Below are 24,351 nucleotides of genomic sequence, written 5' to 3'. Positions count from 1 at the left end.
CGTTTGACAAGGCTGGCATGCACCCTGGCGGGCGCCCAGCCCAGCCGCAGCGGCACATGGCAGACATGCATCCCCAGATCGCCCATGCAGCCATATTCGCCGTTCACGGCGACCATCCGTTTCCAGTTGATCGGCTTGTCGGGGTTGATGTCCGAGGAATGCAGAAAGTCGCATTCCACCTCGATGATCTCGCCCGCATGGCCCGCGCGGACAAAGTCGATAACCCTCTGCGCGCCGGGATAAAAGGGCATCTCGGAGGAACAGCGGATCAGCTGGCCCGGTGCTGCCCCCTTCAGCGCCGCCATGATGGTGGCGTTCTGGGCGTGGTCCATGCCAAAGGGTTTCTCGCCCAGCAGATGCTTCCCCGAGGCGATGATGTCGGGATACAGATCCGCATGCAGCACATGGGGCACCGCGCAATAGACCGCATCGACCTGATCATTGGCCAGCAGCTTGCGGTAATCGGTGGTCTTCTGGCGGACCGAGGGCAGGTGGTCGGAATACCACTCCATCAGGCCCGCATTGGTGTCGCAGACCGCCACGATCTCGGGCCGCGCCCGCATGTCCTGCAGATGCATCCAGCGGGCGGCGGCCGAGGCGAATTCGCGTCCCATCAGGCCACAGCCGATAATGCCGAAACGAATGGGTTTCATGGCCTACCCCAGCATCGCAAGCGCATCGGCGACCGGGGTACCGTCATGCACGATGGCCATCAGGGCGGCGGTCATGCCGGCGGGGTTGGCGTGGTGGATCACATTGCGTCCATAGACGATGCCGCGCGCGCCCTGATCCATCAGGACCTTGGTGCGGGTCAGGATCTGGTCGTCGCTGACCTTGCCGCCGCCGCGCACCAGCACCGGGATGCCCTGTGCGATCTCGATCACCCGGTGATATTCGGTCGGGTCATCGCAGGGATCGGCCTTGATGATATCCGCCCCCAGCTCGACCGCCTGCCGGACCAGCGGCAGGATCCGGTCCAGATCGCCATCGACCATATAGCCGCCTTTGGAATTGTCCTGCATCACCAGCGGCTCGACCATCAGCGGCAGGCCCGCATCGTCGCATGCGGGCCTGAGCCGGTTGATATTGCGGATGCAGGCCTCATAGAGTTCGGGCGCGTCCGGCAGCATCAGCAGGTTCACCACCGCGCAGGCCGCGTCCAGCCGCACCGCCTGTTCCACCGCGCGGTCGATCACCGCCGAGAACAGCTTGCGCGGCAAGGGCGTGCCATAGACATTGGCGATATCGGTGCGCAGCACCAGTGCCGGGCGATCCTTGCCGGGGCGCTGCTGCAGGATCGGCGCGGTTCCCGGCGGCAACTGGATCGCGTCGGGCCGGGCCGAGGCGACGGTCTCGATCGCGTCCCGCATATTCTCGATGCCGCTGAGAAAGCTTTTTTCGTTGAACATGCCGTGGTCGATGGCCACGTCAAAGCAATTGCCCGAGATGCCGAACAGCCGGTTCATGCGTGCCTGTTTCATGCGTTCCCTCCCCTGGAACTGGTTGCGCCCCGGCGGTCCTCCTCACCGGTCCGGGGCTGTCATGCCGGGTGATCCTGCCCGTCAGACGGCGGTAAAGCCACCGTCGATGGGCAGCGCCACGCCCGAAATCATCGAGGCGCCCTCGCTGAGCAAAAAGGCGATGGGGGCGGCGATCTCGGCCTCGGTGGCCCACCGGCCCAGAGGCATCTGGCTGAGAAACGGCCCCTCGATCTCGGGGCGGCCCCAGTACCATGCCGACATCGGCGTCATCACCACCGTCGGATGCACGCCGTTCACGCGGATATTGTGCGGCCCCAGTTCCAGCGCCGAGACGCGGGTGATGTTGTCCAGCGCGCCTTTCGACGCCGCGTAAGAGATATGCCCCTTCAGCGCGACCAGCGCCGCCTGACTGGACACATTGACGATGGCGCCGCCCTTGCCGCGCCGGATCATGCTGCGCGCGGCGTATTTCGTCACCAGCAGCGCGCCGCGCGCATTGATCGAGATGACCTTGTCAAAGACCGCGATGTCGGTCTCCATCGGGGTGGCGATCTCGCCGCCAAAGCCGCCGCAATTCACCACGCCCCACAGGTCCAGATCGCCCAGGGCCGCAGCCACGCTGTCCTCCGATGTCAGATCGAAGGCCAGCGTCCGGCAGCCGGTCGCGGCCGCCAGCTGGGCCAGCTTGTCCGCGTTCTGCCCGGCGGCGATGACATCGGCCCCCTTTTTGCACAGCAGCCGCACGGTCGCCCCGCCGATGCCGCCGCTGGCCCCGGTCACGAGGATTGCCCCCTTGTCGTAATCAGCCATGATTCCTCCTCCCCTCGGACCGCGCGGGCCCGTCATGTGATCCGCCGGGCCGCGCGGCCCGGCCCTTTCTCAGCCGCCGCGCGCAGGCCCCCCTGCCGCCAGCGCGGCCATCACCCGTGCGCCAAGATCATCGGGCACAGGCGCATCGCCATCCAGTCCGATCACCGGACCCAGCGCATGGGGCCGGGCGGTGCCCGCAAGCCGGAACAGTTCATCGGCATATGAGGCGGGCAGATGCCCCGCATGGCGCTGCCCCGACCGCGCGCGATAGCGGGCTGCCGCCACCTCGGGGGCGATCGCGACCCAGACCTCGACCACCCGGTCGATCCCGGCCCGCGCGAGGTGATCTGACAGCACGTCGGCGGGCTGGAACCCGTGCCATGCGTCGATCACGGGGACAAGGCTGGCGGGAAAATCTGCGATGGAGTTGAAGATGGCGTGATAGCTGGCGCGCCCCAGCACCCGGTTATGGGCGCGGTCGCCGGTGCCGATCTGGGCGAACAGCCCCTCTTTCACCGTGTCCAGCGCCAGCGGCACCGCCGCAACCCCTGCGCGGTGCAGCTGATCCACCAGCCGCGCCGCGACGGTGGATTTGCCGCTGGCGGGCACGCCGTTGATCAGCACCGCGCGTTTCATCGGCTGTGTCCGGCCATCGCGGGGGCCAGATCCAGCGCGGCGAGGCCCGCGCCGATCACGCCCGCCGCATCGCCCAACTGCGCGGGCTGCACCGGCACGGTGAACCAGTGCGACGGGTCGGGAATGCGCGCCAGCGCCGCCGACATCTCGCGGCCCAGACCGCCACCGATCAGGATCAGCCGGGGGTCGGCCACTGCGACCAGCGACTGCAGGGCCCGGTGGAGGGGCGCGGCCCAACTGTCCAGCAGCGTCTGCGCCATCCCGTCCCCCGCCCCGGCGCGGGCCAGCAGGTCTTCGGCGCGCAGCCCCGCAGGCATCCCGGCCCCGGCCATCAGGCGGCCAAGCGCTGTGCCGGAACTGAAGGTCTCGACACAGCCGGTGCGGCCGCAATTGCACCGCTCGCCGCCCGCGGAGACGACGATATGGCCGAACTGCCCCGACAGGCCGCCGCCATACCACGGCGCCCCGTCCAGCAGCGCCGCCCCGCCGATGCCGGTGCCGATGGTGACCATGAACACAAGGCCATGGCCCCCGTCGGCACGCATCCGCCCTTCGGCGATCAGCGCCATGGTCGCGTCGTTTTCGACCCGCGCGGGCAGGCCGGTCGCCCGCTGCACCTCGGTGGCCAGATCCAGACCGGCCACGTCAAGATAGCCCGCCGACAGGATCTGCCTGCTGCCTCCGTGAACGCGGCCCGGAATGCCGATGCCGACCGCGCAGGCGCCCTCGCGCAGGTCCCCGACCAGCCGCAGCAGCTGTGCCACGAAACCGGGGCGGTCCGGGCAGACGGGTTCGATCACCCGGTCGCGAAAGCTGCCATCGGCCCGGATGCGGGCGACGCGGATGCGGGTTCCCCCCACATCCACGCCGATGGCCGTGTCAGTGTTTGTCCGCATGATGGTCCAAGACATCCTGGATCTGTTTCAGCCGGTCGCTGGCAATCCGTTCCAGCTTATCCGCGTTGATGGCCGGGTCCAGCGAGATGCAGTCCTTCCACAGCGCCCGCCCGGCGATCACGCCCGAGGCGCCGTTCTGCATCGCCGTCTCGACCTGACCGATAAAGGTCTCGTGGTCGACCCCGGCGGACAGGACCGCCCATGGCACCTCGCCGCACAGGGCAGAGATTTCGGCGCAGGCCCCGGCGGTGCCGGGATAGGGCAGCTTCAGCACCTTCGACCCCAGCTCCAGCGAGATGCGGGCGCTGTCCACGATCAGGCCGGGGAAGGCGGCGCGATAGGCCGCGTCGGTTTCGCCCTCCAGCTGATAGGTCAGGATCTCGACCACCAGCAGCAGGTCCTCATCGGCGAAATCGGCGATGCAGTCGCGGATGATCCCGATATTGATGCGGTCGGCCTCGGGCTGGTCGGGCCGCAGATAGACCATCAGTTTCGCGCCCGTCCCGCCCAGTTCCCGCACCCGGCGCGCGGTGATGCCCGGCACCAGCTTCGAGATGCGAAAGCCCATGGCATCCGTATCCCAGCCCGAGGCATCCAGCCCGATCAGCAACCCGGTGTCGCGCGACAGCGTGCCCTGATCGACGACATGGGGCACGGCACAGACCGCATCCAGCAGCACGCAGGAGGCCTTGTTGGCCAGATGGCGCACGATGCCGGATTTCACCACGCCAAGGGCTGTCTCATCAATGGCTGTCTGCGCCTCGGGCGTGTCGGCCAGCACCTTGCGCATGCCGCCGCGCTGGTCGCAGGCCACGACCATCATCAGGCCATTGTCCCCGCAGATCTGCTGATAGCCGCGACGTTCGGCTGTGGTCATCGGTTCGGTCATTCGGGCTGATCCTTGTCTCGCATCATCTTACCATCCGGCCTGATGCCGGTCGCATGGGCCGCAGGCACCCCGCATCGGGACGCGACAGGCATACCTGTCGCGGCATCTCGCAAACTGGCCGAGATCCTCCCCCTGATGGTCTGTGCGGGCGGCGCGATCCGATTGCGGATTCGCCACGCCTTCCGCGGCTGGTCCAGCAATAGCCGCCCCGGAATTTCCTATCAACAATAATTTACAGAAATATATTTCCTAGTTGGAAATCAGGCGGTTTCCCCACGGTCCAGCAGGTCCAGCATCTCGCTGGCGGCCCGGGTGTCGGTGACCAGCGCATTGATCATGCCCGACCGCGCCGCCCCGATGATCGACCGGGCCTTGTCGCGGCCCATCGCCACGCCGATGGCCAGCGGGATACGCTCCAGCTGTGCGCGTCCGATCGACATCTGGTTTTCCTGCCCCGGCCAGCGGATCTCCGCGCCGTCCCGGTCGAAATAATGCCGCACGACATCGCCCGCCACGCGCGCCGCCTGATCGGCGCCGAACCCCATGTCGGTGGTGGTGCCGTCGCGCAGATAGGCGCCGATGCCGACGATGGCGGCATCGACCCGCGCCCACAGCTCGGTCAGCCGCGCGGTGGCCGGATCGCGCGACAGGACCGACAGCAGCTCGGGCGAGACCATCGAGGGCGCGTAGAGAAACCGCGCCTCGCCGCCCATCTGTTCGGCGGCCATGCGGACGAATTCGTTGATCTGGAAATGCGAGGCCGTTTCCTGCATGCCGCCGGTGGTGGGCACCACCACGACCTCGGGGATGCGCGGCAACCCCGCCGAGATGACGCTTTGCACCGTGCGGCCCCAGCCGATCGCCACGACCGCGCCGGGGGCAAGGCCGGCCTCGGACAGCAGGGCGCCGACCTGTGTGCTGAGTGCTGCGGCCTTGTCGCTTTCGGTGACGCGCACGAATGTCAGGCCCAGTGCCGCGGCCAGCTTGTCGGCCTGCCCGTCCGCCTCGTCCAGATCCAGCACCTGAATGCGCACGATCCCCTCATCTCGTGCCAGTCCCAGCAGGCGCGAGATCGTGGCGGTCGACACCTCCATGCGGCGCGCGACCTCGACCTGCGACAGCCCGTCCAGATAGTGCAGCCGGGCCGCCGTGTGCATCATGCGACGATTGAGCAGCTTGCCGGGTTTCGGACCCTTGGTCATGTGGCCTCTCTGGCGGAAATTTGTTTCAGGCACAAACCTCTGCCCGACAGGCGGCGGATTGGCAATCGCTGTCAGGCCGACTCGCGCACCACAAGACGGGCGGGGATGCGGCGGCATTCGGGGGGCTGGTCACCGAGGCGCGGCGCGGCGATGCGGCGCAGGATGATCGCGACCGCCTCTTGCGCGATCAGCGACACATCCTGCGCCACCGTGGTCAGTCCGGGATGCATAAATCGCGACAGCACGTCATTGTCATGCCCGGCAATGCGGAACTCGCCGACCCTGCCGCCGGGAAACAGCCCGTATTCATGCGCGGCCTTCATCGCGCCCATCGCGATCCGGTCGCTGGCACACAGCACGGTCGCGCGCGTATAGCGCCCCGCCGCAAAGGCCGCGCTCATGACGTTATAGCCAAAGACCTCGAAATCCCAGTCGGTCCCGAACCGGCTGATATCGACGATCTCGCCCCGCCGCCCGTGACGGGCCATCGCCGCAAGATAGGCCGCGCGGCGCTCGGCTGCGCTCAGGTTCACTTCGGGCTGGCACAAAAGGACCGGGTCGCGGCCCGACCGCACAAGGTAATCGACGGCCAGACCGATGCTCTGATCATTGTCATTGCCGACGAAATCAAACCCCTGCGCGCCGCCATCGGCCTGCGAATCGATCAGCACGATCGGCAGATGCGCCCCGGCCCGTTTCAGCATCGCGGTGTCCGAGGCATGACCCAGAGGAGAGATCACGATGCCGTCCACATTCATCGACCGCAGCGTCTCGACCGCGATGGCCTCGCGTTCGGGATCGTTGTGCGAATTCTGCACGATGATCCGGTAGTCGCGCTGTTCTGCCGCGAAATCGACCGAGTTGACCAGGTTGGTCTGAAAGATGTCGTTGAGATGCGGGATCACCACACCGATCAGCCGCGTGCGTTTGCGGTTGAGGTTCATGGCAAAGAAGTTGGGAACGTAATCGACCTGGCCCAGCCGCTCTTCGATCTTGGCGCGGGTCCGGTCGCGCACGCTGGAGGGGTCGTGGAAATACCGCGACAGCGTCGGGCGCGAGACGTCGATCTCGCGGGCCAGTTCCTCCATGGTGCGGATGATCTTTTTCGTCATGATCGTCCCGTCATTGCGGGGCTTTTTCCCATCTGCGCGCATCAGCCCAGCTCGCGGAACAGGGCGGCGACCTGCCCGGCAAGGCTTTTTTCATAACTGCGCGGCTGGACCGGGAAAGGCCAGAGCTTTTCCAGCGCGGCCACGAAATCGGGATTGTCCGCAAAGGGCCCGGTCAGGTGGATGGTCCCGCGCGCGCCGATGGCGGTCATGCCGCGCACCGCCTCGGCGGCCAGAAAATGGTCGAGGGTCGCGCGGTCCCGCAGCCGGACCCTCGCGCCCGATGCGCGGTCGGTCAGCGCAAAGGTGCCGCCCCCCGGATCGTGGTGCAGCGCCACCTGCGCAGGCTCGGCCACCGGCAGCCCGGACCCCGCAAGGATGTCGGCCCGCGCCTGTCCCGCCATGAAGCGGACATTCGGCACAAGGCGCCCGAACAGATCGAGGCTGGCCATGACGCCGGGTCTGCCCGCCTGCGGGATCCGCTCGACCCCGATGGCGAAGGCCGTCAGCCATGTGCCCGTCGACATGACAACCGCCGGGTCGCGGACCCCCTTGCCCGCATGCGGCACCAGCGCCAGACTGCTGTCATGCGCGCCGACATGGATGGGCAACCCGGCGGGAAGGCCATGCGCCCGCGCCAGTTCCGGCCGCAGCACGCCCGCGATCTCTGCCGCATGGGCCGTGGGGGGCAGCTTGCCGCGGGTCAGATCGGCGATATATCCCTCGGGCGCGCCGCCGCGGTGCAGATCCCACAGATCGCCATGGCTGCTGGCATAAGAGACCTCGCAGACCGCCCGCCCGCACAGAACCCAGGTCCAGAACTGTGGCCAGAGCAGGATCTGCTCGGCGCGCGCGAATTCCGCGCCATGCCGGGTGGCCAGCCAGTGCAGCTGCGCGCCGATGTTCAGCCCGCCCGCCATGCGCGGCGAGCCGGTGACGCCAAAGGGCGGGCGCCGCGCATCATATTCGGCGGCCAGCGCGTCCGGTCCTGCGAATTCGTAATCCAGCACCGGCAGGACCAGCCCGTCCCCGCCGACCAGCGCACAGGTCGCGCCATGGGCGATGACGATCACCCCGTCCAGCCGCACCTGCGCCGCGAATGCGCCAAGCGCGCGCAGAATGAACGCCTCCTGCGCCGCCACGTCCAGATGCGGATAGGGCGGCCCCGGCCTGACCCGGTTCGCCATCCGCCGCGTGTCAATCTGGGTGCGTTGCCCCAGATCGGCGAGGATCGCGCGGATATTGGTCTTGCCGGTGTCGATGATTGCGATATGGCGCGGCGTCATGTCGTGTCACCGGAGACAAGCCCGTTGAGGCTTTGCCGGTAGGTCTCGGCATCCCAGTTCAGCAATTCGGTGATCTGGTCATCCGCGAGCAGGTTGATCCTGCCGCCGCCACCGGCGCGGTGCTGCTCCAGCACAAGGTGATAGCCGCGCAGCAGATCCGCCGTCCCCCGCAGGGCCTGTTCGCGGATGAGGCACCCGTGCCCGGCCACGATCACCACCGAATTCAACGGCACCGGCTGTCGCGCCAGCACGGCCAGCCGCGCCACGAGGTCGGGCCCCGGTGTCAGAACGGGGATGCGCGGCCCGAAAAAGACAACGAAATCGGGGGCAAGGGCGCAGTCCCCGGCATGGGACAAAAGCCCCGCATCCTGCGCCAGCGCGTGGGGGCCACAGCCCGGCGCAACCTGATAGCCGCTGCCGGTCAGGCTGGTCCCGAGGGGCCGGAATGCGACATCGGCGGGCGGCGTGGGCACGGCCAGCCGCGCCCGCACCTCGTGCAGCCGGGCATAGGCTTTGGCGGGGTTGTCTGCGGTCACGATCAGCCCGTGATTGCCAAGGACGACGACCTCGGCCCCGGCCGCGCCGCCCTCGCGCAGCGCCTGCGTCAGCGGCAGGCCGGGTTTGAGATAGGGTTGCCACTGCCAGCGGATCCCCGCCAGCCCTGCGGCAAGCCGCGCCACCGCATCGGGCCGGATGGCATGGGCGATGGTGGCGACGCAATGCACATGCAGAACGCAGCGCGCGGTGAACAGCGCATGAAACGGCGTCTCGACCGAGGCCCGCATCGCCGTTTCCCCCGCCGCCCGCCCCGCCGCCGTGCGAAGGGTCAGGGCGGGGATCGCGGCCTCGGTCAGATCGCCCGCCTCAAGCCGCGCCCGCAGACCCGCCAGATCGACCGGCACCATGATCTGATCCTGCTCTGCCCGCGCCAGCCAGGTGCCCGATGCCTTGATCCACAACACCTCGCCGCATTTGATCGAGCTGTTGCCCCCGGCGGCCTGCACCAGCGACACGTCCCGTCCCAGCCGCGCCGAACAGGCAAGAAATTCGCGCCAGTCCGCCGGGCGCGCAGGCCCTGTGCGGCCTGCCCCCCCTACCAGCATGTATAGCCCGCATCCGCCGACACGACCGCGCCCGTCATCAGGCTGGAGGCGTCCGAGGCCAGAAACAGCACCACCGAGGCGATCTCGTCGGGTCGCCCCAACCGGCCCATGGGGGTCATGTCCAGCCAGATCCGCTCCATCTCGGGGATTTCATGCAGGACACGGCTGACCAGCTCGGTCCTGATCACCGTCGGCGCCACGGCGTTGACCCGCACGCCGCGCCCGCCCCATTCGGCGGCCAGCGATTTCGTCAGGTGATGCACCCCGGCCTTGGAGGCGTTGTAAAAGCTTTGCTCCTGCGGCCTGTTCACGATCAGCCCGGACATCGAGCCCATATTGACGATGGCGCCCGCGCCGCGCGCCAGCATCCGTTTGCCAAAGCTGCGCGCGCAGAAAAACACGCCATCCAGGTTGACCGCCATGTGACGGCGCCAATGGGCATCGGAACATGTCTCGGCCGGGGTGTTCGACTGCACGATGCCCGCATTGTTGACGAGAATGTCGACGCCCCCCGCCGCCTCCAGCGCCTCGGCCAGCGCCTCGATGGCGGCGCTGTCGGTCACGTCCAGCGCGCGGCCCTCGGCCGATCGTCCCGCCGCGACGAGGCTGGCGGCTTTGGCCGCGGCCCCGGCCGCATCAAGATCGGCGATGACCACATGCGCCCCGGCCTCGGACAGGGCGTCGGCGCAGGCGGCCCCGATGCCCGTCGCGCCACCCGTCACGACCGCGCGCCTGCCGGTCAGATCGAATTTGTTCAGATACATCTCTGGCCCTCCTCTGCCAGCCGCACAGGCACCGAAGGGGGGCCGGCATCACCTGACGCATGGCCGGTCCCCGACTGCTCTTGCCGACTCTGATGATTTATTTAACGCGCGTAAAGATAATTGCTGCAAGCCTCATTTCATGCCGCACCTGCATTGTTGTGTGAACCTTCTAGCGTGCACATACCGTATGATGGGGGAAATCATGGCTTGGCGAAGTTTTTCTTTACGTGCGTAATTTTTGGTGCAACTCTTGCGGCATGTTCCGGGAGGGAGGCTGCTGGTCTGTCCGGCGGACCCGGGTGGTGGGGTGACCCGCCGCAGACATGGGGGAGGACACATGTCGTCTGTTGCAGGAAAGGTCGCGCTGGTGACCGGGGCCAGTTCGGGCATCGGCCTTGCCGCCGCGCATGCGCTGGCCCAGGCGGGCGCGCGGGTGGCGCTGGTGGCCCGCTCGGCTGACAAGCTGGCGGCTGCGGCACGGGCCATCGGGCCGGACGCCGTCGCGGTCGCCGCCGATCTGACCCGCGCCACAGCCGTCGCGGAGGTGATCGCGCAGGTCGAGGCGCGGCTTGGTCCCGTCGACATCCTGATGGCCAATGCCGGGCTGTATCTGGCCGGCGAGGTGGCCGATACCGATCCCGACGCGATGGACCGCACCCTGTCGATCAATGTCAACGCGGTCTTCCGGCTGGTGCAGGCGGTTCTGCCCGGCATGATCGCGCGCGGGCAGGGCGATATTCTGGTCACCAGCTCGGTCGCGGGCCATCAGGCCATCCACTGGGAGCCGGTCTATTCCGCCTCGAAACACGCGGTTCAGGCATTCGTGCATGGGGTGCGGCGTCAGGTGGGGCCGCAGAACATCCGCGTCATGGCCATCGCACCCGGTGTCGTGCTGAACGAGCTGTGGGGGATCACCGACCCCGCCGAGATCGACCGCAAGGCCGCCGCGGGCGAGGGGCTGCGATCCGAAGACGTGGCCGATGCCGCGCTGTTCATGCTGACGCGCCCGCGCCACGTCACGATCCGCGACCTTGTCATCCTGCCCCGGTCCCAACCGATCTGACCGCAGGTCAGGCGCGCCCGCGCCCTGCCTGACCCTTTGCAAATGCTAGGAAATATATTTCTGATATTTACTTCTTGCGAGGCGGGGGCGTCCCCGGCAAGCTGCGGGCACCGAGTTTCGGCTTTTTGATTCGCCCGCAGGAGGAAGGGGCAGATCAGGAAAACTGGCTCGACGAGCCATCACATCAAGGGAGGAGACCTTCATGAAAAACCTTATCAAGACGGCAGCATTCGCGGCGGCCCTCGGCACGGCGGGCGCGGTCCAGGCGCAAGAGGATCTGACGATCGTTCTGGTGCCCGGCCTGACCACCGACGCCTTCTATATCACGATGAACCGGGGCGCGCAGGCGGCGGCAGAGGCGCTTGGCATCACCGTCGATTTTCAGGGCGCGGAAGAGTTCGACCCGGTCCTGCAGGCGCCGGTTCTGGATGCCGTGATCGGGCGCCGCCCGGATGCGATCCTGATCGCGCCCACCGACAGCGTCCAGCTGATCGAGCCGCTGCGCCGCGCCGCGGATGCGGGCATCCCGGTGATCACCGTCGACACGTTCATTGATGACGGCATGTATCAGGACGGGGTCGGCGACGGGGATTTCCCGCTGTCCTATATCGCCTCGGACAATATCGCCGGGGGCCGGATGGCGGCGCGCTATATGGCTGACGAGATGGGCGGCGCAGGCAAGGTCTATGTGTCGAACGTCCGCCCCGGCATCTCGACCACCGACCAGCGCGAAGAGGGTTTCAAGGCCGAGATGGCCGAGAACTATCCCGATGTCGAAGTGCTGGAGACCCAGTACAACGAAAACGACGCCTCGCTTGCCGCCTCGCAGTTTCAGGCGGTCGTGGCCCGCAATCCCGATCTGGCGGGCGTGTTCGGGGCCAACCTGTTCTCGGCCCTCGGGGCGGGCAACGGGGTGGAAAGCACCGGCATGGCCGAGTCCGTGACCGTGATCGCCTTCGACGCGCCGCAGACGATCGTGGACAATATCTCGTCCGGCCTTGTGGACGCAGCGATCGCCCAGCACCCGGCAGAGATCGGCTATTTCGGTGTCATGACCGCTTATGCCGCGCTGACCGGCCAGTCGGTTCCCACGACGATCGGCACCGGCTTTACCGTCATCGACGCGGATAACGTCAATGACGAAGCCATCGCCAAGTTCATCTATTCGGAATGACGCAGCATATGGTGAACGGGGGAAGCACCATCAAGAAACCCAAGGGGGCCTCAGTCATGAGGTCCCTGCTCAACGCCTGGTCGTGGCTGTTCCTGATCCTCATCCTCGGCTTTTTCGAAATCTTTGCCCAGACCCAGACGGGCAGCACCTTCCTGTTCCGGGTGCACAACCTGCAGTCCATCTCGGTCGCGGCCAGTCAGATCCTGTTGCTGGGGCTGGGGCTGACGCTGGTGATCGTGGCGGGCCATATCGACCTGTCGATCGCCTTCAGCACCGGGCTGGCCGCCGTCGTCATGGCGCTGATCGTCCGGGCGGCGGGCGTCGATGCCAGCCTGTTCATGGTGATCCTGGCCATGTTCGCGGGGCTGGTCGCCGCCGCACTGGTCGGCGCGGTCAATGGCTGGCTTGTCGCCATCCTGAACGTGCCCAGCTTTATCGGCACGCTTGGCACCTATGGCATCGCGCGGGGCGTGGCGCTGATCGTGGCGGGCGGGGCGACGGTGTCGATCCGCAACGATCATGTGCGCGCCTTCGGCAATGGCGATATTCTGGGCCTTCCGCTGCCGCTGGTCGTGGCGGGGGTTCTGGCGATCATCTGCCATTACGTGCTGAAACACACGCGGTTCGGCGTGCATACCTATGCGCTTGGCGCCAACCGCGCCTCGGTCGAGCGGGCGGGCGTGGACGTCAGGCGGCACCTGATCAAGCTGTTCATCCTGTCGGCCGTCACGGCGGGCATCGGCGGTCTGATCTATACCAGCCGCTTTTCCGCAGGTGCCGCCAATGCGGGCGAGCCGATCCTGCTCTACGCGGTGGCGGCGGTCTTTATCGGCGGCGCCTCGCTGACTGGCGGGCAGGGCAATATCGCGGGCACCGTCATCGGCGCCTTCATCATCGCGGTGATCCAGTTCGGCCTCGTCTTCTGCGGCCTGCCGCCCTACTGGCAGTTCGTCGCCGTGGGTCTGGTGATCATCGTCGCGGTTCTTGTGGATCAGTCGAAAGACCGGATCGTGGAGGGCAGATCATGACTGCGCTGCTGAAGATCGACGGCCTCAGAAAGCGCTTTGGCGGCAATGAGGCGGTCAGCAACGTCACCTTCGAGGTCAATCCCGGCGAATGTGTCGTGCTGGCCGGGGATAACGGGGCGGGCAAATCGACCGTGATCAAGATGATCTCGGGCGTCTATCAGCCGACCGAGGGCAAGGTCTATATGAACGGCGATCTGCTGACGGGAAAGACCCCCGAGGCGGTGCGCCGGGCGGGGATCGAGACGATCTATCAGGACCTTGCGCTGGCCGACAATCTGGACCCGGGGCTGAACCTCTATCTGGGACGCGAAGTGACCCGACGGATGTTCGGGCTGCCCTATCTGGACCGCAGGAAGATGCGCGAGGATGCCGCCGAGGTCATGCGCAGTCTGGGCATCGTGGTCCCCGACCCCGCCGCCCCGGTGCGCGAGATGTCGGGCGGTCAGCGTCAGGCCATCGCCATCGCCCGCGCGATCCACTGGCAGGCCGGGCTGGTGATCATGGACGAGCCGACCGCAGCCCTGGGCGTGCCCGAGCAGCGCGAGGTGATGTCCCTGATCGGGCGGATGAAGGCGAAAGGCGTCGGGATCATTCTGATCTCGCACAACCTGCCCGACATCTTTGCCGCCGCCGACAGGATCATCGTGCTGGCCCGCGGCGTGGTGGCGGGCGAACGCCGCCCGACCGAGACCAATGATGAAGAGATCGTCCGGATGATGATGGGCGCGACCCTCTGATCCGGGCCTTGCGCGCCCGCACGACCTCCCCGTGGCGGGCGCGCGCCTTGCCTGATGCGCGGTCGGCCGCCGTCTGATCCCGCACTGCCATGCCCGTGCCCCTGAAGGGGCGCGGGCTTTTCGCATGCCGGGCAGGCAATGTTTGACAGGATGAAATACATATGACAAGTTGGCCATAGATGTAGGACGGGTTGCATGCAGCCTGCGAGGGAGGGGGACTATGAAAGCTCCGGAACGGCGAGGGCAGGCATCTGTCGCGTGGCTTTGGCAAGGCCGTCTGCACGCCATTATCAGGCAGGTGGCTTCGGTCGCTGTCACTCTGTTCGGCCTGCTGGTGCTGACATTCGTGATCGGGCGCATGATGCCAAGCGATCCGGTCCGCGCCATGGTCGGCGAGGATGCCACCCGCGAGACCTATGAGCAGGTCTATCGCCAGCTGGGGCTGGACCGCCCGGTCTGGCAGCAGTTCGCCTCTTATCTGGGCGACGTGCTGCGGGGCGATTTCGGATCCTCGATCCGCACCGGGCAGCCGGTGATCCACGACATCCTGCAGGTCATGCCCGCCACGATCGAGCTGGCAACCTTTGCCATCCTGATCGGTTCGGTGCTGGGGATCGGCCTGGGCGTCACGGCGGCGGTGAACAAGGACCGCTGGATCGACCATGTGATCCGCGTCATCAGCCTGCTGGGCCATTCGATGCCGATCTTCTGGACCGGGATGATCGGGCTGATCCTGTTCTACGCGGCCCTGGGCTGGGTCGGCGGCAGCGGCCGGATGAGTCAGTTCCATATCGGTCTGGTCGAGCCGCGCACCGGCTTTCTGCTGATCGACAGCGCCCTTGCCCGCGAATGGGAGGTGTTCCGCAGCGCGCTGAACCACCTGATCCTGCCCGCCTCGATCCTGGGCTATTCCTCGGCGGCTTATATCACCCGGATGACGCGCAGCTTCATGCTGGATCAGATCAATCAGGAATATGTCACCACCGCCCGCGTCAAGGGCCTGTCCAGCCGCCAGACCATCTGGCGCCACGCCTTCGTCAATATCCGCGTGCAGCTGGTGACCATCGTGGCGCTGGCCTATGGATCACTGCTGGAAGGTGCCGTGCTGATCGAGACGGTTTTCGCATGGCCCGGCTTTGGCCAGTACCTGACCAACAACCTGCTGACCGGCGACATGAATGCCGTGATGACCTGCGTGCTGATCGTGGGCGTGATCTTTATCACGCTGAACCTGATCTCGGACGCGCTGTACCGCATTTTTGATCCGAGGACGCGATGACCGATGCATCTCTGCCTGTCCGGCACCCGGTCCTTGGCGCGCTGGCGCCGCTGACCAACATCCTGCGCTTTCTGATGCGCAGCCCGACCTCGGCCTTTGGCCTTGTCGTGATCGGCACGCTGGTTCTGGTGGCGGCATTCGCGCCGCTGATCGCCACCCATGATCCCTATGCCCAGAACCTGATGAACATCCTGCAGCCCCCGGGAAGCGGGCATCTGTTCGGCACCGACGATCTGGGCCGCGACATCTTCAGCCGGCTGGTCCATGGCACGCGGATCACGCTGACGATCATCACGCTGGTCAGCGTGGTCGTGGCGCCCATCGGGCTGTTCGTGGGCACCACGGCGGGCTATTTCGGCGGGCTTTACGACACGGCAATGATGCGGATCACCGACATCTTCCTGTCGTTTCCCGGCCTGATCCTGTCGCTGGCCTTTGTCGCGGCCCTCGGCCCCAGCCTGAACAACGCCATCATCGCCATTGCGCTGACCTCGTGGCCGCCCATCGCGCGGCTGGCGCGGGCCGAGACGCTGACCTTTCGCAGCGCCGATTATGTCGCCGCCGCGCGGTTGCAGGGCGCGTCACCCGCGCGGATCATCTGGCGGTCGATCGTGCCGATGTGCCTGCCCTCGGTCATCATCCGCATCACGCTGAACATGGCGACGGTGATCCTGACGGCGGCGGGTCTGGGCTTTCTGGGTCTGGGCGCGCAGCCGCCGATGCCGGAATGGGGCGCGATGATCGCCACGGGGCGGCGCTATATGATCGACAGCTGGTGGGTGGTGACCTTTCCGGGTCTGGCAATCCTGCTAGTCAGCCTGGCCTTCAACCTTCTGGGCGACGGGCTGCGCGACGCGCTGGACCCCAAACAGATGAACCGGAGATGATGATGGACCCGATCCTTGAGGTGCGCGACCTGAGCGTCAGCTATCGCAGCGACGGGGGCTATGTCGATGCCGTCCGCAATGTCAGCTTTTCCCTTGGCCGCGAGCGGCTGGGGATCGTGGGCGAAAGCGGCTCGGGCAAGTCCACAATCGGGCGGGCGCTGCTGCGGCTGCTGCCCACGGCGCGGATCACGGCGGATCGCATGGCCTTCAAGGGCACCGACCTGCTGGGTCTGTCGGAACGCCAGATGCTGAAGATGCGCGGGCGGCGGATGTCGATGATCCTGCAGGACCCGAAATTCTCGCTGAACCCGATCCGTCGGGTGGGCGATCAGGTGTCCGAGGCCTATCGCGTCCACTTTCCCTGCACGCGGGCCGAGGCGCGGGCCCGCGCCGTCCAGATGCTGGAGGCGGTACAGATCCGCGACGCCGAACGGGTCTATGACCAGTATCCGCACCAGATCTCGGGCGGGATGGGGCAGCGCATCATGATCGCGATGATGCTGCTGACCCAGCCCGATCTGGTCATCGCGGACGAGCCGACATCGGCGCTGGACGTGACGGTGCGGTTGCAGGTGCTGACCATTCTGGGCGATCTGGTGCGCGACCGGGGGATCGGGCTGATCATGATCAGCCACGACCTGAACCTTGTGCGCAATTTCTGCGACCGGGTGCTGATCATGTATGCCGGGCAGGTGGTCGAATGCCTCGACGCCAACGCGATGGATCAGGCGCGCCATCCCTATACGCAGGGGCTGCTGGCGGCGCAGCCCCGGATCGGGCAGCGCAAGGACCGGCTGGCGGTGCTGCAACGTCGCCCGGAATGGACCCATCCGGTGGAGGGCGCGGCATGAAACCGGTCGAGGTCAGCAATCTGTCCATCACCCTGGGCGAGGGGGCACGGGCGGTCAGGATCCTGCCCGAAGTCTCGTTCAGCGTCGGCGCGGGCGAGTGTTTCGGGCTGGTCGGCGAAAGCGGCTCGGGCAAGTCCACGGTGCTGCGCTGCATGTCGCTGCTGCTGGCGCAATGGTCCGGCACGGTCCGCATCGGCGGGCAGTCGGTGCGCGACATGCCGCTGGCAGATCGCTGCCGCGCGGTGCAGATGGTGTTCCAAGACCCCTACGGATCGCTGCATCCGCGCCAGTCGGTGCGCACCACCTTGGCCGAGCCGCTGCGCATCCACCGCATCGGCGACCGGCAGGCCCGGATGGAGCAGATGCTGCGCGATGTCGGCCTGCCGGTCAGTTTCCTCGACCGCTATCCGCATCAGCTGTCGGGTGGCCAGCGCCAGCGCGTGGCCATCGCCCGCGCGCTGATCCTTGAACCGGCGGTGCTGCTGCTGGACGAGCCGACCAGCGCGCTGGATGTCTCGGTGCAGGCCGAGATCCTGAACCTGCTGGCCGATCTGCGGCAGCGGCATGGCTATACCTATCTGATGGTCAGCCATGATCTGGCCGTGGTGGACCACATGTGCGACCGCTTTGCGGTGATGCAGGCCGGTGACATTGTCGAGATCCTGCCCCGCGACGCCATCGCCGGGAATGAGGCGCGCCACCCCTATGCGCGCGAGCTGATTGGCGCCAGTCTGGCCTATGAACAGGCCGCCAGCGCGCCTGCACCTCACCCACATGCCCGCATTGCCTGACCTGCCCGGCTTTCTGGAACAGCACCGGCAGAGCATGCGCTTTGCCGGTGCCTTCGACGGGCGCGCGGACTGGCCGGGCCGGGCGCGCGCCCGGATGCTGGCCGCGCTGCCGCCCTGTGACGGCCCGGCGATGCAGGTGGCCGAGGGCTGCTGGCGGTTCGCGACCGGGGCCGGGGCCGGGGGCGTGTTTCTGCGCCCCGACACGGCCCCGCCGCATCCCGCCATCCTGCTGCTGCACGACCATGGTGGTGCCTTCGATCACGGCTGGCGCAAGATGTTCGACCCGCGCCCCGATCCCGACCGGCATTACGCTGGCCGCGCCTTGGGGCCGTGGCTGCTGTCACAGGGTTATGCGGTGCTGTGCCTCGACGCGCTTGGCTGGGGTGCGCGGCAGGCGGGCGAATACGAGGGCCAGCAGGCGCTGGCCGCCAATGCGATGCAACTGGGCTGGAGCCTTGCGGGCATCGTCGCCGCCGAGGATCTGCAGGCCGCCCGCTGGCTGGCAGCCCAGCCGGGCATCAGCGGCGTGGGCGCATTGGGCTTTTCCTTCGGCGGCTTCCGCGCCTGGCAGGTGGCGGCACTGGCGCCCGAAATCCGAGCCTGCGTCAGCATAAGCTGGATGGCGCGGCGCTGCGGGCTGATGGCCCCCGGCGCGCCGCTGCTGCGGGGGCAATCGGCGTTCTACATGCTGCACCCGTCCCTGTCCGGTCAGATGGACTTTCCCGACATGGCAGGCGCGGGGGCGGCAAAGCCCGCGCTTTTCCGGTCAGGGCGCGACGATCCGCATATGCCGCAAGCCGCCGTTGCCGAGGCCTACGGCGATCTGCACCGGATCTGGGGGCCCGATCACGCCCGCCTCGATACCGGGTTTTTCGACGGCGGGCACCAGTTCGGCCTCGAACAGCAGGACGAGGCCGAACGGTTCCTGCGCCGGGCCCTCAGCCGACCCGGTTGTTCTCGATAAAGTCAAAGTCGATGTCTTCACCGATGCCGGGCCGGTCGGGGACATGGACAAAGCCCTGCGCATCCATCGGGTCCGACAGCGATTTCAGGTAATCGAACCCGTCATCATAGTCCAGAAACGGATGCAGCAGCCCGCGTTCGTACCAGCGGCAGTTCTTCGAGGCCGCCACGACATGCAGGTTCATCGCGGTGTTGCCATGCACCTCGCAATCCATCCCGAAGGCCTCGGCCAGACGCATCGTCTTCAGCGCCGGGGTGATGCCGCCCACGTCATTCACGCCCGTGCGCAGGATGTCACAGGCCTTGTGCGTGATCCATTCGGCGCGGTGCCAATGCTTGCCCGCCGCACTTTCGGGGCCGACGACCGGAATATCCAGCTGCCCGGCCAGCCACGCATAAGAGGACATCGACTGCTCATCCAGCGGCTCTTCGATCCAGTCGAAGGCCAGCTTTTCCAGCCCGCGCCCCAGTTCCAGCGCATCGACGCGGGAATACCAGTGAAACGCGTCGATCATCAGGTGGATGTCGGGGCCGACCGCCTCGCGCACGGCGGCGCAGGCCTTCAGGTCCATCTTCACATCCGGTGCCCAGCTGACCGGCGGCATCCAGGTGTGCAGCTTGATCCCCTGATAGCCGCGCGCCACCAGCACCTCGGCAAAGCGGGCGTAATCCTCGGGCGTGGCCAGCCCGCCCTCGATCTCGTCGCCGCACATGATCGAGCCATAGGCGCGGACCTTGTCGCGATAGCCGCCGATCAGCTTGTAGACCGGCTGGTTCAGCGTCCGGCCCGCCAGATCCCACAGCGCGGTATCGACCACCGCCAGCGTGCGGTCGGTCAGCTGTGCGGCCGATCCGCGCTGCCAATGCGCCAGATCCTGCCACAGCCGTTCGCGGTCGCGGTGATCCTGCCCGATCAGGACTTTCCTGACGAACTTGTCCAGAACGTGGTCGCGCACGATCTCGGGCGCGGTAAAGCTGTGGCCCTCGTGGCCATCCTCGGTGCGGATGGTCAGGATGGCCTGCTGCACCTGATGGGCGGGGCCGGGATGGGCGTGGCCCGCGCTGTCGGAATGGCGCCGCGTGGTGGTCAGAAAGGTGCGGGCGGTGACGTCGGTGATGATCATGGCGCGGCCCTATTGTGCAGCATGCATCTGCGGGGCGGCATCGCGATGCGGCTCCATGATGGCCGCCAGAATACGCTCTTCCTCGGGGGTCAGGTCGGACAAAGGCGCCCGCACGGCGCCCGCGTCAAAGCCCATCAGCCGCACCCCGGCCTTGATCGCGGCCACGGCATAGCCCTTGCGGCGCGCGCGCAACGCCATGAACGGATAGAAGAAATCGTTCAGGATCGTCTCGCAGGTGGCACGATCACCGGCCCGCAGCGCCGTGTAGAAGCGCACGGCCAGCCCCGGCACAAAGTTGAACACGGCCGAGGAATAGGTGGTAAAGCCCGCGCCCAGATAGGCTTCGGCGAACAATTCGGCGGTGGGCATGCCGCCCAGATAGGTCAGCCGGTCGCCCATTTTCGCGGTGACCTGCCGGATCAGCCCGATATCGCCGGTGCCGTCCTTGAACCCGATCAGGTTCGGGCAGGCATCGCACAGCCGCGCCAGCGTGTCGGCCTGCAGCACCGAATTGTCGCGGTTATAGACCATGACCCCGATGCCGGTCGCGTCGCAGACGGCTTTGACATGGGCGTAAAGCCCCTCTTGCGGGGCGTCGATCAGGTAATGCGGCAGCAGCAGCAGCCCGTCCGCCCCGGCCTGTTCTGCCGAACGCGCGATCTGCACCGCCATTTCGGTGCCGTACCCGCAGCCCGAGACGATGGCGGTGTCGCCCGCGGCCTCTTTGGCGGCGCGCACGATCTGGGGGATTTCGTCGGGATGCAGCGAAAAGAACTCGCCCGTGCCCCCGGCGGCGAACAGCACCGGCGCGTCAAAGCCCGACAGCCATGCGACATGGCGGCGATAGCTTTCGGCGGCGAATGTTCCGGCGCTGTCGAAATGGGTCACGGGAAACGAGAGCAGGCCCGCCCCCAATGCTGTCTTGATATCCTGCGGTTCCATCGGCCCCTCATTGGCAATCGCTATGAGGGGATTATGCAGCTTGCATTACAGGTGTCAATAACTTGTATGATGTGTCGGGCGTCATCCGCGCAAAAGCGCCCGATAGCGGGCCTGGCTGCCCTCCAGATGGCTGCGCATCGCGGCGCGCGCGGCCGCCTCGTCCCCCGCCGAAATCGCGCCGATGATCGCCTCATGTTCGTCATGCAACCGGCCCAGATAGGCGCGGGGCGTGTCGCTGTCGTTCGATTGCAGGGCGGCGCGCGGGATGACGCCTGCCCCCAGCATGGTCAGGAATTGCGGAAAGCGCGGGTTGTTGGTCGCCTCGGCGACGGCCAGATGCAGGGCGAAATCGGCCTCGGTCGTGGCCTCGCCCGCGTCCAGACAGGCGCGCACCCGGCGGTGACAGTCGAAAATCGCCTCTTCCTGCATGGCAGAGCGGCGTTTGGCGGCAAAGCCCGCCGCCTCGACCTCGACCGCCGTGCGCAGCTCCAGCAGCTCGATCACCGAGAAAATGCGCGCCGTGTCGATGTTCTGAAAGCTGGGCATGGCGGGCTGTGCCGGTTCCAGAACGAAGACGCCCGCGCCCTGCCGCGCCTCGACCAGACCGTCCGAGCGCAGGGCCGCAATCGCCTCGCGGATGACGGTGCGGCTGACGCCATGGGCCTGCGTCAGACGCGCCTCGCTTGGCAGCTTGTCGCCCGGCACATAGACGCCCGCGGCAATCTCCTGCCGCAGCGCCTCGCTGACCTGCGACACCAGCGTTCCGGTGCCCTTGCGCGCCTTTACCGGCTGATCCGTCATGCTGCCCTCATCCTTTCAGGTCGGATGATCAAAGGCGAACCGCACTTGTAAGTCAAGTTGCGCCAAGACATATCCGGCAGCGTCGCAAAGCCCGGTATCTGTCTGACGAATGGGGCCGGGCGCCATGCCCGGCCCCGCGCGGTCACCGGTCCTTGGCCACCGTTTCAAAGCGGGTCAGCCAGGGGCTGACGATCAGCCCCTCGACATCGCTGCGATAGGCGGCGGTATCGACCACCTCGGAAAACGGCAGGATCGAGGGCACGACCTCGTCCAGATGGGTCAGGATCGCCTCGTATTTCCCGGCCTGCGCGGTCGTGTCCTGTTCCAGCAGGGCATCGACGACCATCGCGTTCAGCGTCTCGTCATAAAAGCTGGTGCGCCACGCCTGATAATTGGTCAGCCCGGCATCGTCGGAATTGTCGGGGTTATAGGCCATGGCGCGCAGGTTGCTGTCGGGGTGGGGCTGCTGCCCGCCGCCGCCGCGCCCGACCAGCAGTTCGAAATTCCGCTCGCGCATGGCGCCATAGATCTGGTCGCCCGAGCCGGTGATGATCTCGGCCTGAATGCCCGCCTGCGCCAGCGTGTTCTGAATGGCGGTGGCCGCGTTCAGAAACGGCGCCTCGGACAGGGCGCGCAGGGTCACGCTGAACCCGTCGGCATAGCCCGCCTCGGCCAGCAGGGCCTTTGCCTTGTCCACGTCCAGCGCATAGCCGGGATCGGGCAGGCTGCCCATGAAGCCGCTGTTGTACAGCCGCTGATGCTTGACGCCGTAATAGGGCATGATCGCGGCATTGATGCCGTCATAGTCGATCAGATAACGCAGCGCCTCGCGCACCTTGGGGTTGGCAAAGCGGTCGTCCTTCATCGACACCGCAAGGTAGTAGAACCCCGCGCCCGAGACCGTCTCGACCGTCACATCCTCCAGCGAATCCAAAGCCTTCAGGTCAGCCGCCTGCAGCGAATAGCCGATGTCGATATCGCCCCGCTCCAGCATCAGGCGTTGGGATTGCGACTCTGGCAGGTGGCGCATCAGAACGCGGCGCATGGCCGGTGCCTCGCCCCAGTAGCTGTCATTGCGCGTCAGGATCACGTTCTCGTTCGAGGACCAGTTGGTCAGCACATAGGCGCCCGATCCGGCCGAGTTGTTGCGCAGCCATGCCGCGCCCAGATCGCCGTCCACCTCATTGGCCAGCGCCAGTTCGCGGTCGAGGATCGAGCCCGGCCCCGCCTGCGACAGCACCATCATCAGCAGGCGCGGATCGTCGCGTTGGGGCAGGTTGATGGTCAGCGTGTGGTCATCCTCGGCCACGAATTGCGTGTCGCCCGCCTCGGGGGTAAAGCCCCGGCTGCGCAGGAACGACGCCTGCGCCAGATTGAGCGTCAGCAGGCGGCGGAACGACCATGCCACATCCTCGGCGGTCAGCGGATTGCCCGAGGCAAAGCTGACGCCCTGACGGATGCGAAAGGTGATGGCGCTGTTGTCGGGCGCAATCTCCCAGCTTTCGGCAAGGCGGGGGATGAATTCGCCGGGGTTCGCGTGGTCGAGAACGGTCAGCGAATCATAGACATTGCCCAGCACCTGAACCGTCTCACGGCCGGTGATGCCCGCCGGGTCCAGCGTCAGGATGTTGTTCAGCGTTGTCGCCACGATCAGCTGATCCGGCGGCGTTTCGGCCCAGCTTGCGGATGCGCCAAGCATCCCCAGCGCAATCGCGGCTGCGGCCACTGTCGATCGGAAATATGTCATCAGAACCTCCCTGCCGGCGGATGGAATCGCTCCGCCCCCTCCTGCGGATCATTGGTTGTCGTACAGCAGTTGTCAATCATCATATAAGTATGACGGTCCGCTTCCGGCGGGCAGCAGGGCCGCATCGGCATGATCGGAGAGGACAGCGAAGAACGGCCCTGTCTGTGGCGGATGGCGCCGGGGGGCGCGGACCTGGACTGGCCGGACAGCCAACCGATCCGCAGCCACAACCGACATGGCCCGGCAATCAGCCAGGCCCTGCACCATATTGTCGGACAAGATCGTCGCGACCGCGTTGCCGCGCGGGTTCACGTGCTTTCCGAGATGTCCCGGCACAGGCCCAAAATCGCGGCTTCCGACATCTCGTCCGGCTCGAATGTGCCGTTGATCCAGTAGCGCGACAGGGGCCCCTGATCCGATTGCGATGTCGCGATGCAGCGCATGCCCCCTTCAGCGCACAGGCGGGACTCGATCGCGCCAGCAAGCAGCACCCTGATATGGTGGTGGCGCACGTCCTGCATGATGCGCATGAAACATCTGGAAACGGCGGTGCGCGGCCCTTCCAGAAGCTGCACAAACTCTTCGTCGCTGACAACCAGAACGCCGGTAATGCCGTCCTTATCATTGTTGGTGCGGGATCGTCGCAGAATATCGTCAAGGGCATCATCTGCGATGCCGCCGTGGTTGGAGGCATAGGCGAGCCGGGTCAGTTGCATGTCATTCCCTTTCGCATGAGCCGAGGCTTCGACGTGACCACGTGCTGGACGTGCCGTTGTCAGACCCTGCGC

25 protein-coding genes are annotated in these 24,351 nt (G+C 66.6%); 9 read left to right on the top strand and 16 right to left on the bottom strand.

Translation table 11 applies throughout. The annotated features are described in order from the left end of the window. The 11 genes from ACK41U_RS02060 to ACK41U_RS02010 all read right to left on the bottom strand — a co-directional run. Positions 1-653: Gfo/Idh/MocA family protein (locus ACK41U_RS02060; RefSeq protein ID WP_409675198.1), on the bottom strand; the 653-nt coding region annotated here is incomplete at its 3' end. A 3-nt stretch (positions 654-656) separates the two neighbouring features. After that, entirely contained in the window at positions 657-1,481 is an 825-nt protein-coding gene (locus ACK41U_RS02055) for a class I fructose-bisphosphate aldolase (protein ID WP_409675195.1), read from the bottom strand. A gap of 81 nt (positions 1,482-1,562) precedes the next feature. Further along, a complete protein-coding gene (locus ACK41U_RS02050) occupies positions 1,563-2,291 on the bottom strand; it encodes an SDR family oxidoreductase (protein WP_409675192.1) in 729 nt (242 codons plus the stop codon). 69 nt (positions 2,292-2,360) lie between these two features. Then, positions 2,361-2,927, bottom strand: coding sequence for an AAA family ATPase (locus ACK41U_RS02045; protein ID WP_409675189.1), 567 nt, complete (start codon positions 2,925-2,927; stop codon positions 2,361-2,363). Then, on the bottom strand, positions 2,924-3,838 hold the full coding sequence (locus ACK41U_RS02040) for an ROK family protein (RefSeq protein ID WP_409675186.1): 915 nt from the start codon (positions 3,836-3,838) through the stop codon (positions 2,924-2,926). Before ACK41U_RS02040 ends, ACK41U_RS02045 begins: the two co-directional genes overlap by 4 nt. Then, the gene (locus ACK41U_RS02035) at positions 3,807-4,712 is read right to left on the bottom strand and encodes a tagatose-bisphosphate aldolase (RefSeq protein WP_409675183.1); all 906 of its coding nucleotides are present in this window, start codon (positions 4,710-4,712) and stop codon (positions 3,807-3,809) included. Before ACK41U_RS02035 ends, ACK41U_RS02040 begins: the two co-directional genes overlap by 32 nt. A gap of 260 nt (positions 4,713-4,972) precedes the next feature. Next, positions 4,973-5,914, bottom strand: a complete 942-nt coding sequence (locus ACK41U_RS02030; protein ID WP_409675180.1) for a sugar-binding transcriptional regulator — start codon at positions 5,912-5,914, stop codon at positions 4,973-4,975. Positions 5,915-5,985: 71 nt separating this feature from the next. Continuing rightward, a complete protein-coding gene (locus tag ACK41U_RS02025) occupies positions 5,986-7,026 on the bottom strand; it encodes a LacI family DNA-binding transcriptional regulator (protein WP_409675177.1) in 1,041 nt (346 codons plus the stop codon). 41 nt (positions 7,027-7,067) lie between these two features. Next, positions 7,068-8,309, bottom strand: coding sequence for an FGGY family carbohydrate kinase (locus ACK41U_RS02020; protein ID WP_409675174.1), 1,242 nt, complete (start codon positions 8,307-8,309; stop codon positions 7,068-7,070). Next, positions 8,306-9,412: a class II aldolase/adducin family protein gene (locus ACK41U_RS02015; protein WP_409675171.1), complete on the bottom strand. Its 1,107-nt coding sequence runs from the start codon at positions 9,410-9,412 to the stop codon at positions 8,306-8,308. The genes ACK41U_RS02020 and ACK41U_RS02015 overlap by 4 nt, the downstream gene beginning before the upstream one ends. Then, a complete protein-coding gene (locus ACK41U_RS02010) occupies positions 9,403-10,176 on the bottom strand; it encodes an SDR family NAD(P)-dependent oxidoreductase (protein WP_409675167.1) in 774 nt (257 codons plus the stop codon). Before ACK41U_RS02010 ends, ACK41U_RS02015 begins: the two co-directional genes overlap by 10 nt. 337 nt (positions 10,177-10,513) lie before the next feature. Here ACK41U_RS02010 and ACK41U_RS02005 point away from each other — a divergent pair, with 337 nt between their 5' ends. From ACK41U_RS02005 to ACK41U_RS01965, 9 genes are all read left to right on the top strand, one after another. Further along, positions 10,514-11,239, top strand: coding sequence for an SDR family oxidoreductase (locus ACK41U_RS02005; protein ID WP_409675163.1), 726 nt, complete (start codon positions 10,514-10,516; stop codon positions 11,237-11,239). Positions 11,240-11,441: 202 nt separating this feature from the next. Further along, a complete protein-coding gene (locus ACK41U_RS02000; protein ID WP_409675160.1) occupies positions 11,442-12,413 on the top strand; it encodes an ABC transporter substrate-binding protein in 972 nt (323 codons plus the stop codon). Positions 12,414-12,469: 56 nt separating this feature from the next. Continuing rightward, the gene (locus ACK41U_RS01995) at positions 12,470-13,441 is read left to right on the top strand and encodes an ABC transporter permease (protein WP_409675157.1); all 972 of its coding nucleotides are present in this window, start codon (positions 12,470-12,472) and stop codon (positions 13,439-13,441) included. Further along, on the top strand, positions 13,438-14,178 hold the full coding sequence (locus ACK41U_RS01990; protein WP_409675154.1) for an ATP-binding cassette domain-containing protein: 741 nt from the start codon (positions 13,438-13,440) through the stop codon (positions 14,176-14,178). The genes ACK41U_RS01995 and ACK41U_RS01990 overlap by 4 nt, the downstream gene beginning before the upstream one ends. Before the next feature lie 220 nt (positions 14,179-14,398). Continuing rightward, complete coding sequence (locus tag ACK41U_RS01985; protein WP_409675151.1) at positions 14,399-15,457, top strand: ABC transporter permease; 1,059 nt, start codon at positions 14,399-14,401, stop codon at positions 15,455-15,457. Next, a complete protein-coding gene (locus ACK41U_RS01980) occupies positions 15,454-16,344 on the top strand; it encodes an ABC transporter permease (protein WP_409675148.1) in 891 nt (296 codons plus the stop codon). The genes ACK41U_RS01985 and ACK41U_RS01980 overlap by 4 nt, the downstream gene beginning before the upstream one ends. Positions 16,345-16,346: 2 nt before the next feature. Continuing rightward, positions 16,347-17,195, top strand: coding sequence for an ABC transporter ATP-binding protein (locus ACK41U_RS01975; protein ID WP_409675145.1), 849 nt, complete (start codon positions 16,347-16,349; stop codon positions 17,193-17,195). After that, a complete protein-coding gene (locus ACK41U_RS01970) occupies positions 17,192-17,986 on the top strand; it encodes an ABC transporter ATP-binding protein (RefSeq protein WP_409675142.1) in 795 nt (264 codons plus the stop codon). Before ACK41U_RS01975 ends, ACK41U_RS01970 begins: the two co-directional genes overlap by 4 nt. After that, positions 17,970-18,950 (top strand): dienelactone hydrolase family protein, encoded by a 981-nt coding sequence (locus tag ACK41U_RS01965; RefSeq protein ID WP_409675139.1) that lies wholly within the window; start codon positions 17,970-17,972, stop codon positions 18,948-18,950. Before ACK41U_RS01970 ends, ACK41U_RS01965 begins: the two co-directional genes overlap by 17 nt. Here the strand turns inward: ACK41U_RS01965 and ACK41U_RS01960 are convergent. From ACK41U_RS01960 to ACK41U_RS01940, 5 genes are all read right to left on the bottom strand, one after another. Further along, positions 18,925-20,073, bottom strand: a complete 1,149-nt coding sequence (locus ACK41U_RS01960; RefSeq protein WP_409675136.1) for a mandelate racemase family protein — start codon at positions 20,071-20,073, stop codon at positions 18,925-18,927. The genes ACK41U_RS01965 and ACK41U_RS01960 overlap by 26 nt on opposite strands. Positions 20,074-20,082: 9 nt before the next feature. Then, a complete protein-coding gene (kdgD, locus tag ACK41U_RS01955; protein ID WP_409675133.1) occupies positions 20,083-21,015 on the bottom strand; it encodes a 5-dehydro-4-deoxyglucarate dehydratase in 933 nt (310 codons plus the stop codon). Between the two features lie 81 nt (positions 21,016-21,096). Continuing rightward, entirely contained in the window at positions 21,097-21,816 is a 720-nt protein-coding gene (locus tag ACK41U_RS01950; protein ID WP_409675130.1) for a FadR/GntR family transcriptional regulator, read from the bottom strand. 142 nt (positions 21,817-21,958) lie between these two features. Continuing rightward, entirely contained in the window at positions 21,959-23,563 is a 1,605-nt protein-coding gene (locus ACK41U_RS01945; RefSeq protein ID WP_409675127.1) for an ABC transporter substrate-binding protein, read from the bottom strand. Positions 23,564-23,871: 308 nt separating this feature from the next. Beyond that, positions 23,872-24,279, bottom strand: coding sequence for a BLUF domain-containing protein (locus ACK41U_RS01940; RefSeq protein ID WP_409675125.1), 408 nt, complete (start codon positions 24,277-24,279; stop codon positions 23,872-23,874). Between the last annotated feature and the right edge of the window lie 72 nt (positions 24,280-24,351).

It is taken from the genome of Paracoccus sp. (in: a-proteobacteria), from assembly GCF_046289755.1.
Classification (GTDB): Bacteria; Pseudomonadota; Alphaproteobacteria; order Rhodobacterales; family Rhodobacteraceae; genus Paracoccus.
This window is presented reverse-complemented; position numbering and strand designations above follow the sequence as displayed.

What these genes read in the sequence shown, in the direction of transcription:
- ACK41U_RS01975 (WP_409675145.1), top strand. Translation starts at nt 16,347, where the DNA reads ATGGACCCGATCCTTGAGGTGCGCGACCTGAGCGTCAGCTATCGCAGC.
- ACK41U_RS02000 (WP_409675160.1), top strand. Translation starts at nt 11,442, where the DNA reads ATGAAAAACCTTATCAAGACGGCAGCATTCGCGGCGGCCCTCGGCACG.
- ACK41U_RS02055 (WP_409675195.1), bottom strand. Translation starts at nt 1,481, where the DNA reads ATGAAACAGGCACGCATGAACCGGCTGTTCGGCATCTCGGGCAATTGC.
- ACK41U_RS01980 (WP_409675148.1), top strand. Translation starts at nt 15,454, where the DNA reads ATGACCGATGCATCTCTGCCTGTCCGGCACCCGGTCCTTGGCGCGCTG.
- ACK41U_RS02030 (WP_409675180.1), bottom strand. Translation starts at nt 5,914, where the DNA reads ATGACCAAGGGTCCGAAACCCGGCAAGCTGCTCAATCGTCGCATGATG.
- ACK41U_RS02025 (WP_409675177.1), bottom strand. Translation starts at nt 7,026, where the DNA reads ATGACGAAAAAGATCATCCGCACCATGGAGGAACTGGCCCGCGAGATC.
- ACK41U_RS01960 (WP_409675136.1), bottom strand. Translation starts at nt 20,073, where the DNA reads ATGATCATCACCGACGTCACCGCCCGCACCTTTCTGACCACCACGCGG.
- ACK41U_RS01985 (WP_409675151.1), top strand. Translation starts at nt 14,399, where the DNA reads ATGAAAGCTCCGGAACGGCGAGGGCAGGCATCTGTCGCGTGGCTTTGG.
- ACK41U_RS01990 (WP_409675154.1), top strand. Translation starts at nt 13,438, where the DNA reads ATGACTGCGCTGCTGAAGATCGACGGCCTCAGAAAGCGCTTTGGCGGC.
- ACK41U_RS02050 (WP_409675192.1), bottom strand. Translation starts at nt 2,291, where the DNA reads ATGGCTGATTACGACAAGGGGGCAATCCTCGTGACCGGGGCCAGCGGC.
- ACK41U_RS01940 (WP_409675125.1), bottom strand. Translation starts at nt 24,279, where the DNA reads ATGCAACTGACCCGGCTCGCCTATGCCTCCAACCACGGCGGCATCGCA.
- ACK41U_RS01995 (WP_409675157.1), top strand. Translation starts at nt 12,470, where the DNA reads ATGAGGTCCCTGCTCAACGCCTGGTCGTGGCTGTTCCTGATCCTCATC.
- ACK41U_RS02045 (WP_409675189.1), bottom strand. Translation starts at nt 2,927, where the DNA reads ATGAAACGCGCGGTGCTGATCAACGGCGTGCCCGCCAGCGGCAAATCC.
- ACK41U_RS02010 (WP_409675167.1), bottom strand. Translation starts at nt 10,176, where the DNA reads ATGTATCTGAACAAATTCGATCTGACCGGCAGGCGCGCGGTCGTGACG.
- ACK41U_RS02040 (WP_409675186.1), bottom strand. Translation starts at nt 3,838, where the DNA reads ATGTCTTGGACCATCATGCGGACAAACACTGACACGGCCATCGGCGTG.
- kdgD (WP_409675133.1), bottom strand. Translation starts at nt 21,015, where the DNA reads ATGGAACCGCAGGATATCAAGACAGCATTGGGGGCGGGCCTGCTCTCG.
- ACK41U_RS01965 (WP_409675139.1), top strand. Translation starts at nt 17,970, where the DNA reads ATGCCCGCATTGCCTGACCTGCCCGGCTTTCTGGAACAGCACCGGCAG.
- ACK41U_RS02035 (WP_409675183.1), bottom strand. Translation starts at nt 4,712, where the DNA reads ATGACCGAACCGATGACCACAGCCGAACGTCGCGGCTATCAGCAGATC.
- ACK41U_RS02005 (WP_409675163.1), top strand. Translation starts at nt 10,514, where the DNA reads ATGTCGTCTGTTGCAGGAAAGGTCGCGCTGGTGACCGGGGCCAGTTCG.
- ACK41U_RS02020 (WP_409675174.1), bottom strand. Translation starts at nt 8,309, where the DNA reads ATGACGCCGCGCCATATCGCAATCATCGACACCGGCAAGACCAATATC.
- ACK41U_RS01970 (WP_409675142.1), top strand. Translation starts at nt 17,192, where the DNA reads ATGAAACCGGTCGAGGTCAGCAATCTGTCCATCACCCTGGGCGAGGGG.
- ACK41U_RS01945 (WP_409675127.1), bottom strand. Translation starts at nt 23,563, where the DNA reads ATGACATATTTCCGATCGACAGTGGCCGCAGCCGCGATTGCGCTGGGG.
- ACK41U_RS01950 (WP_409675130.1), bottom strand. Translation starts at nt 21,816, where the DNA reads ATGACGGATCAGCCGGTAAAGGCGCGCAAGGGCACCGGAACGCTGGTG.
- ACK41U_RS02015 (WP_409675171.1), bottom strand. Translation starts at nt 9,412, where the DNA reads ATGCTGGTAGGGGGGGCAGGCCGCACAGGGCCTGCGCGCCCGGCGGAC.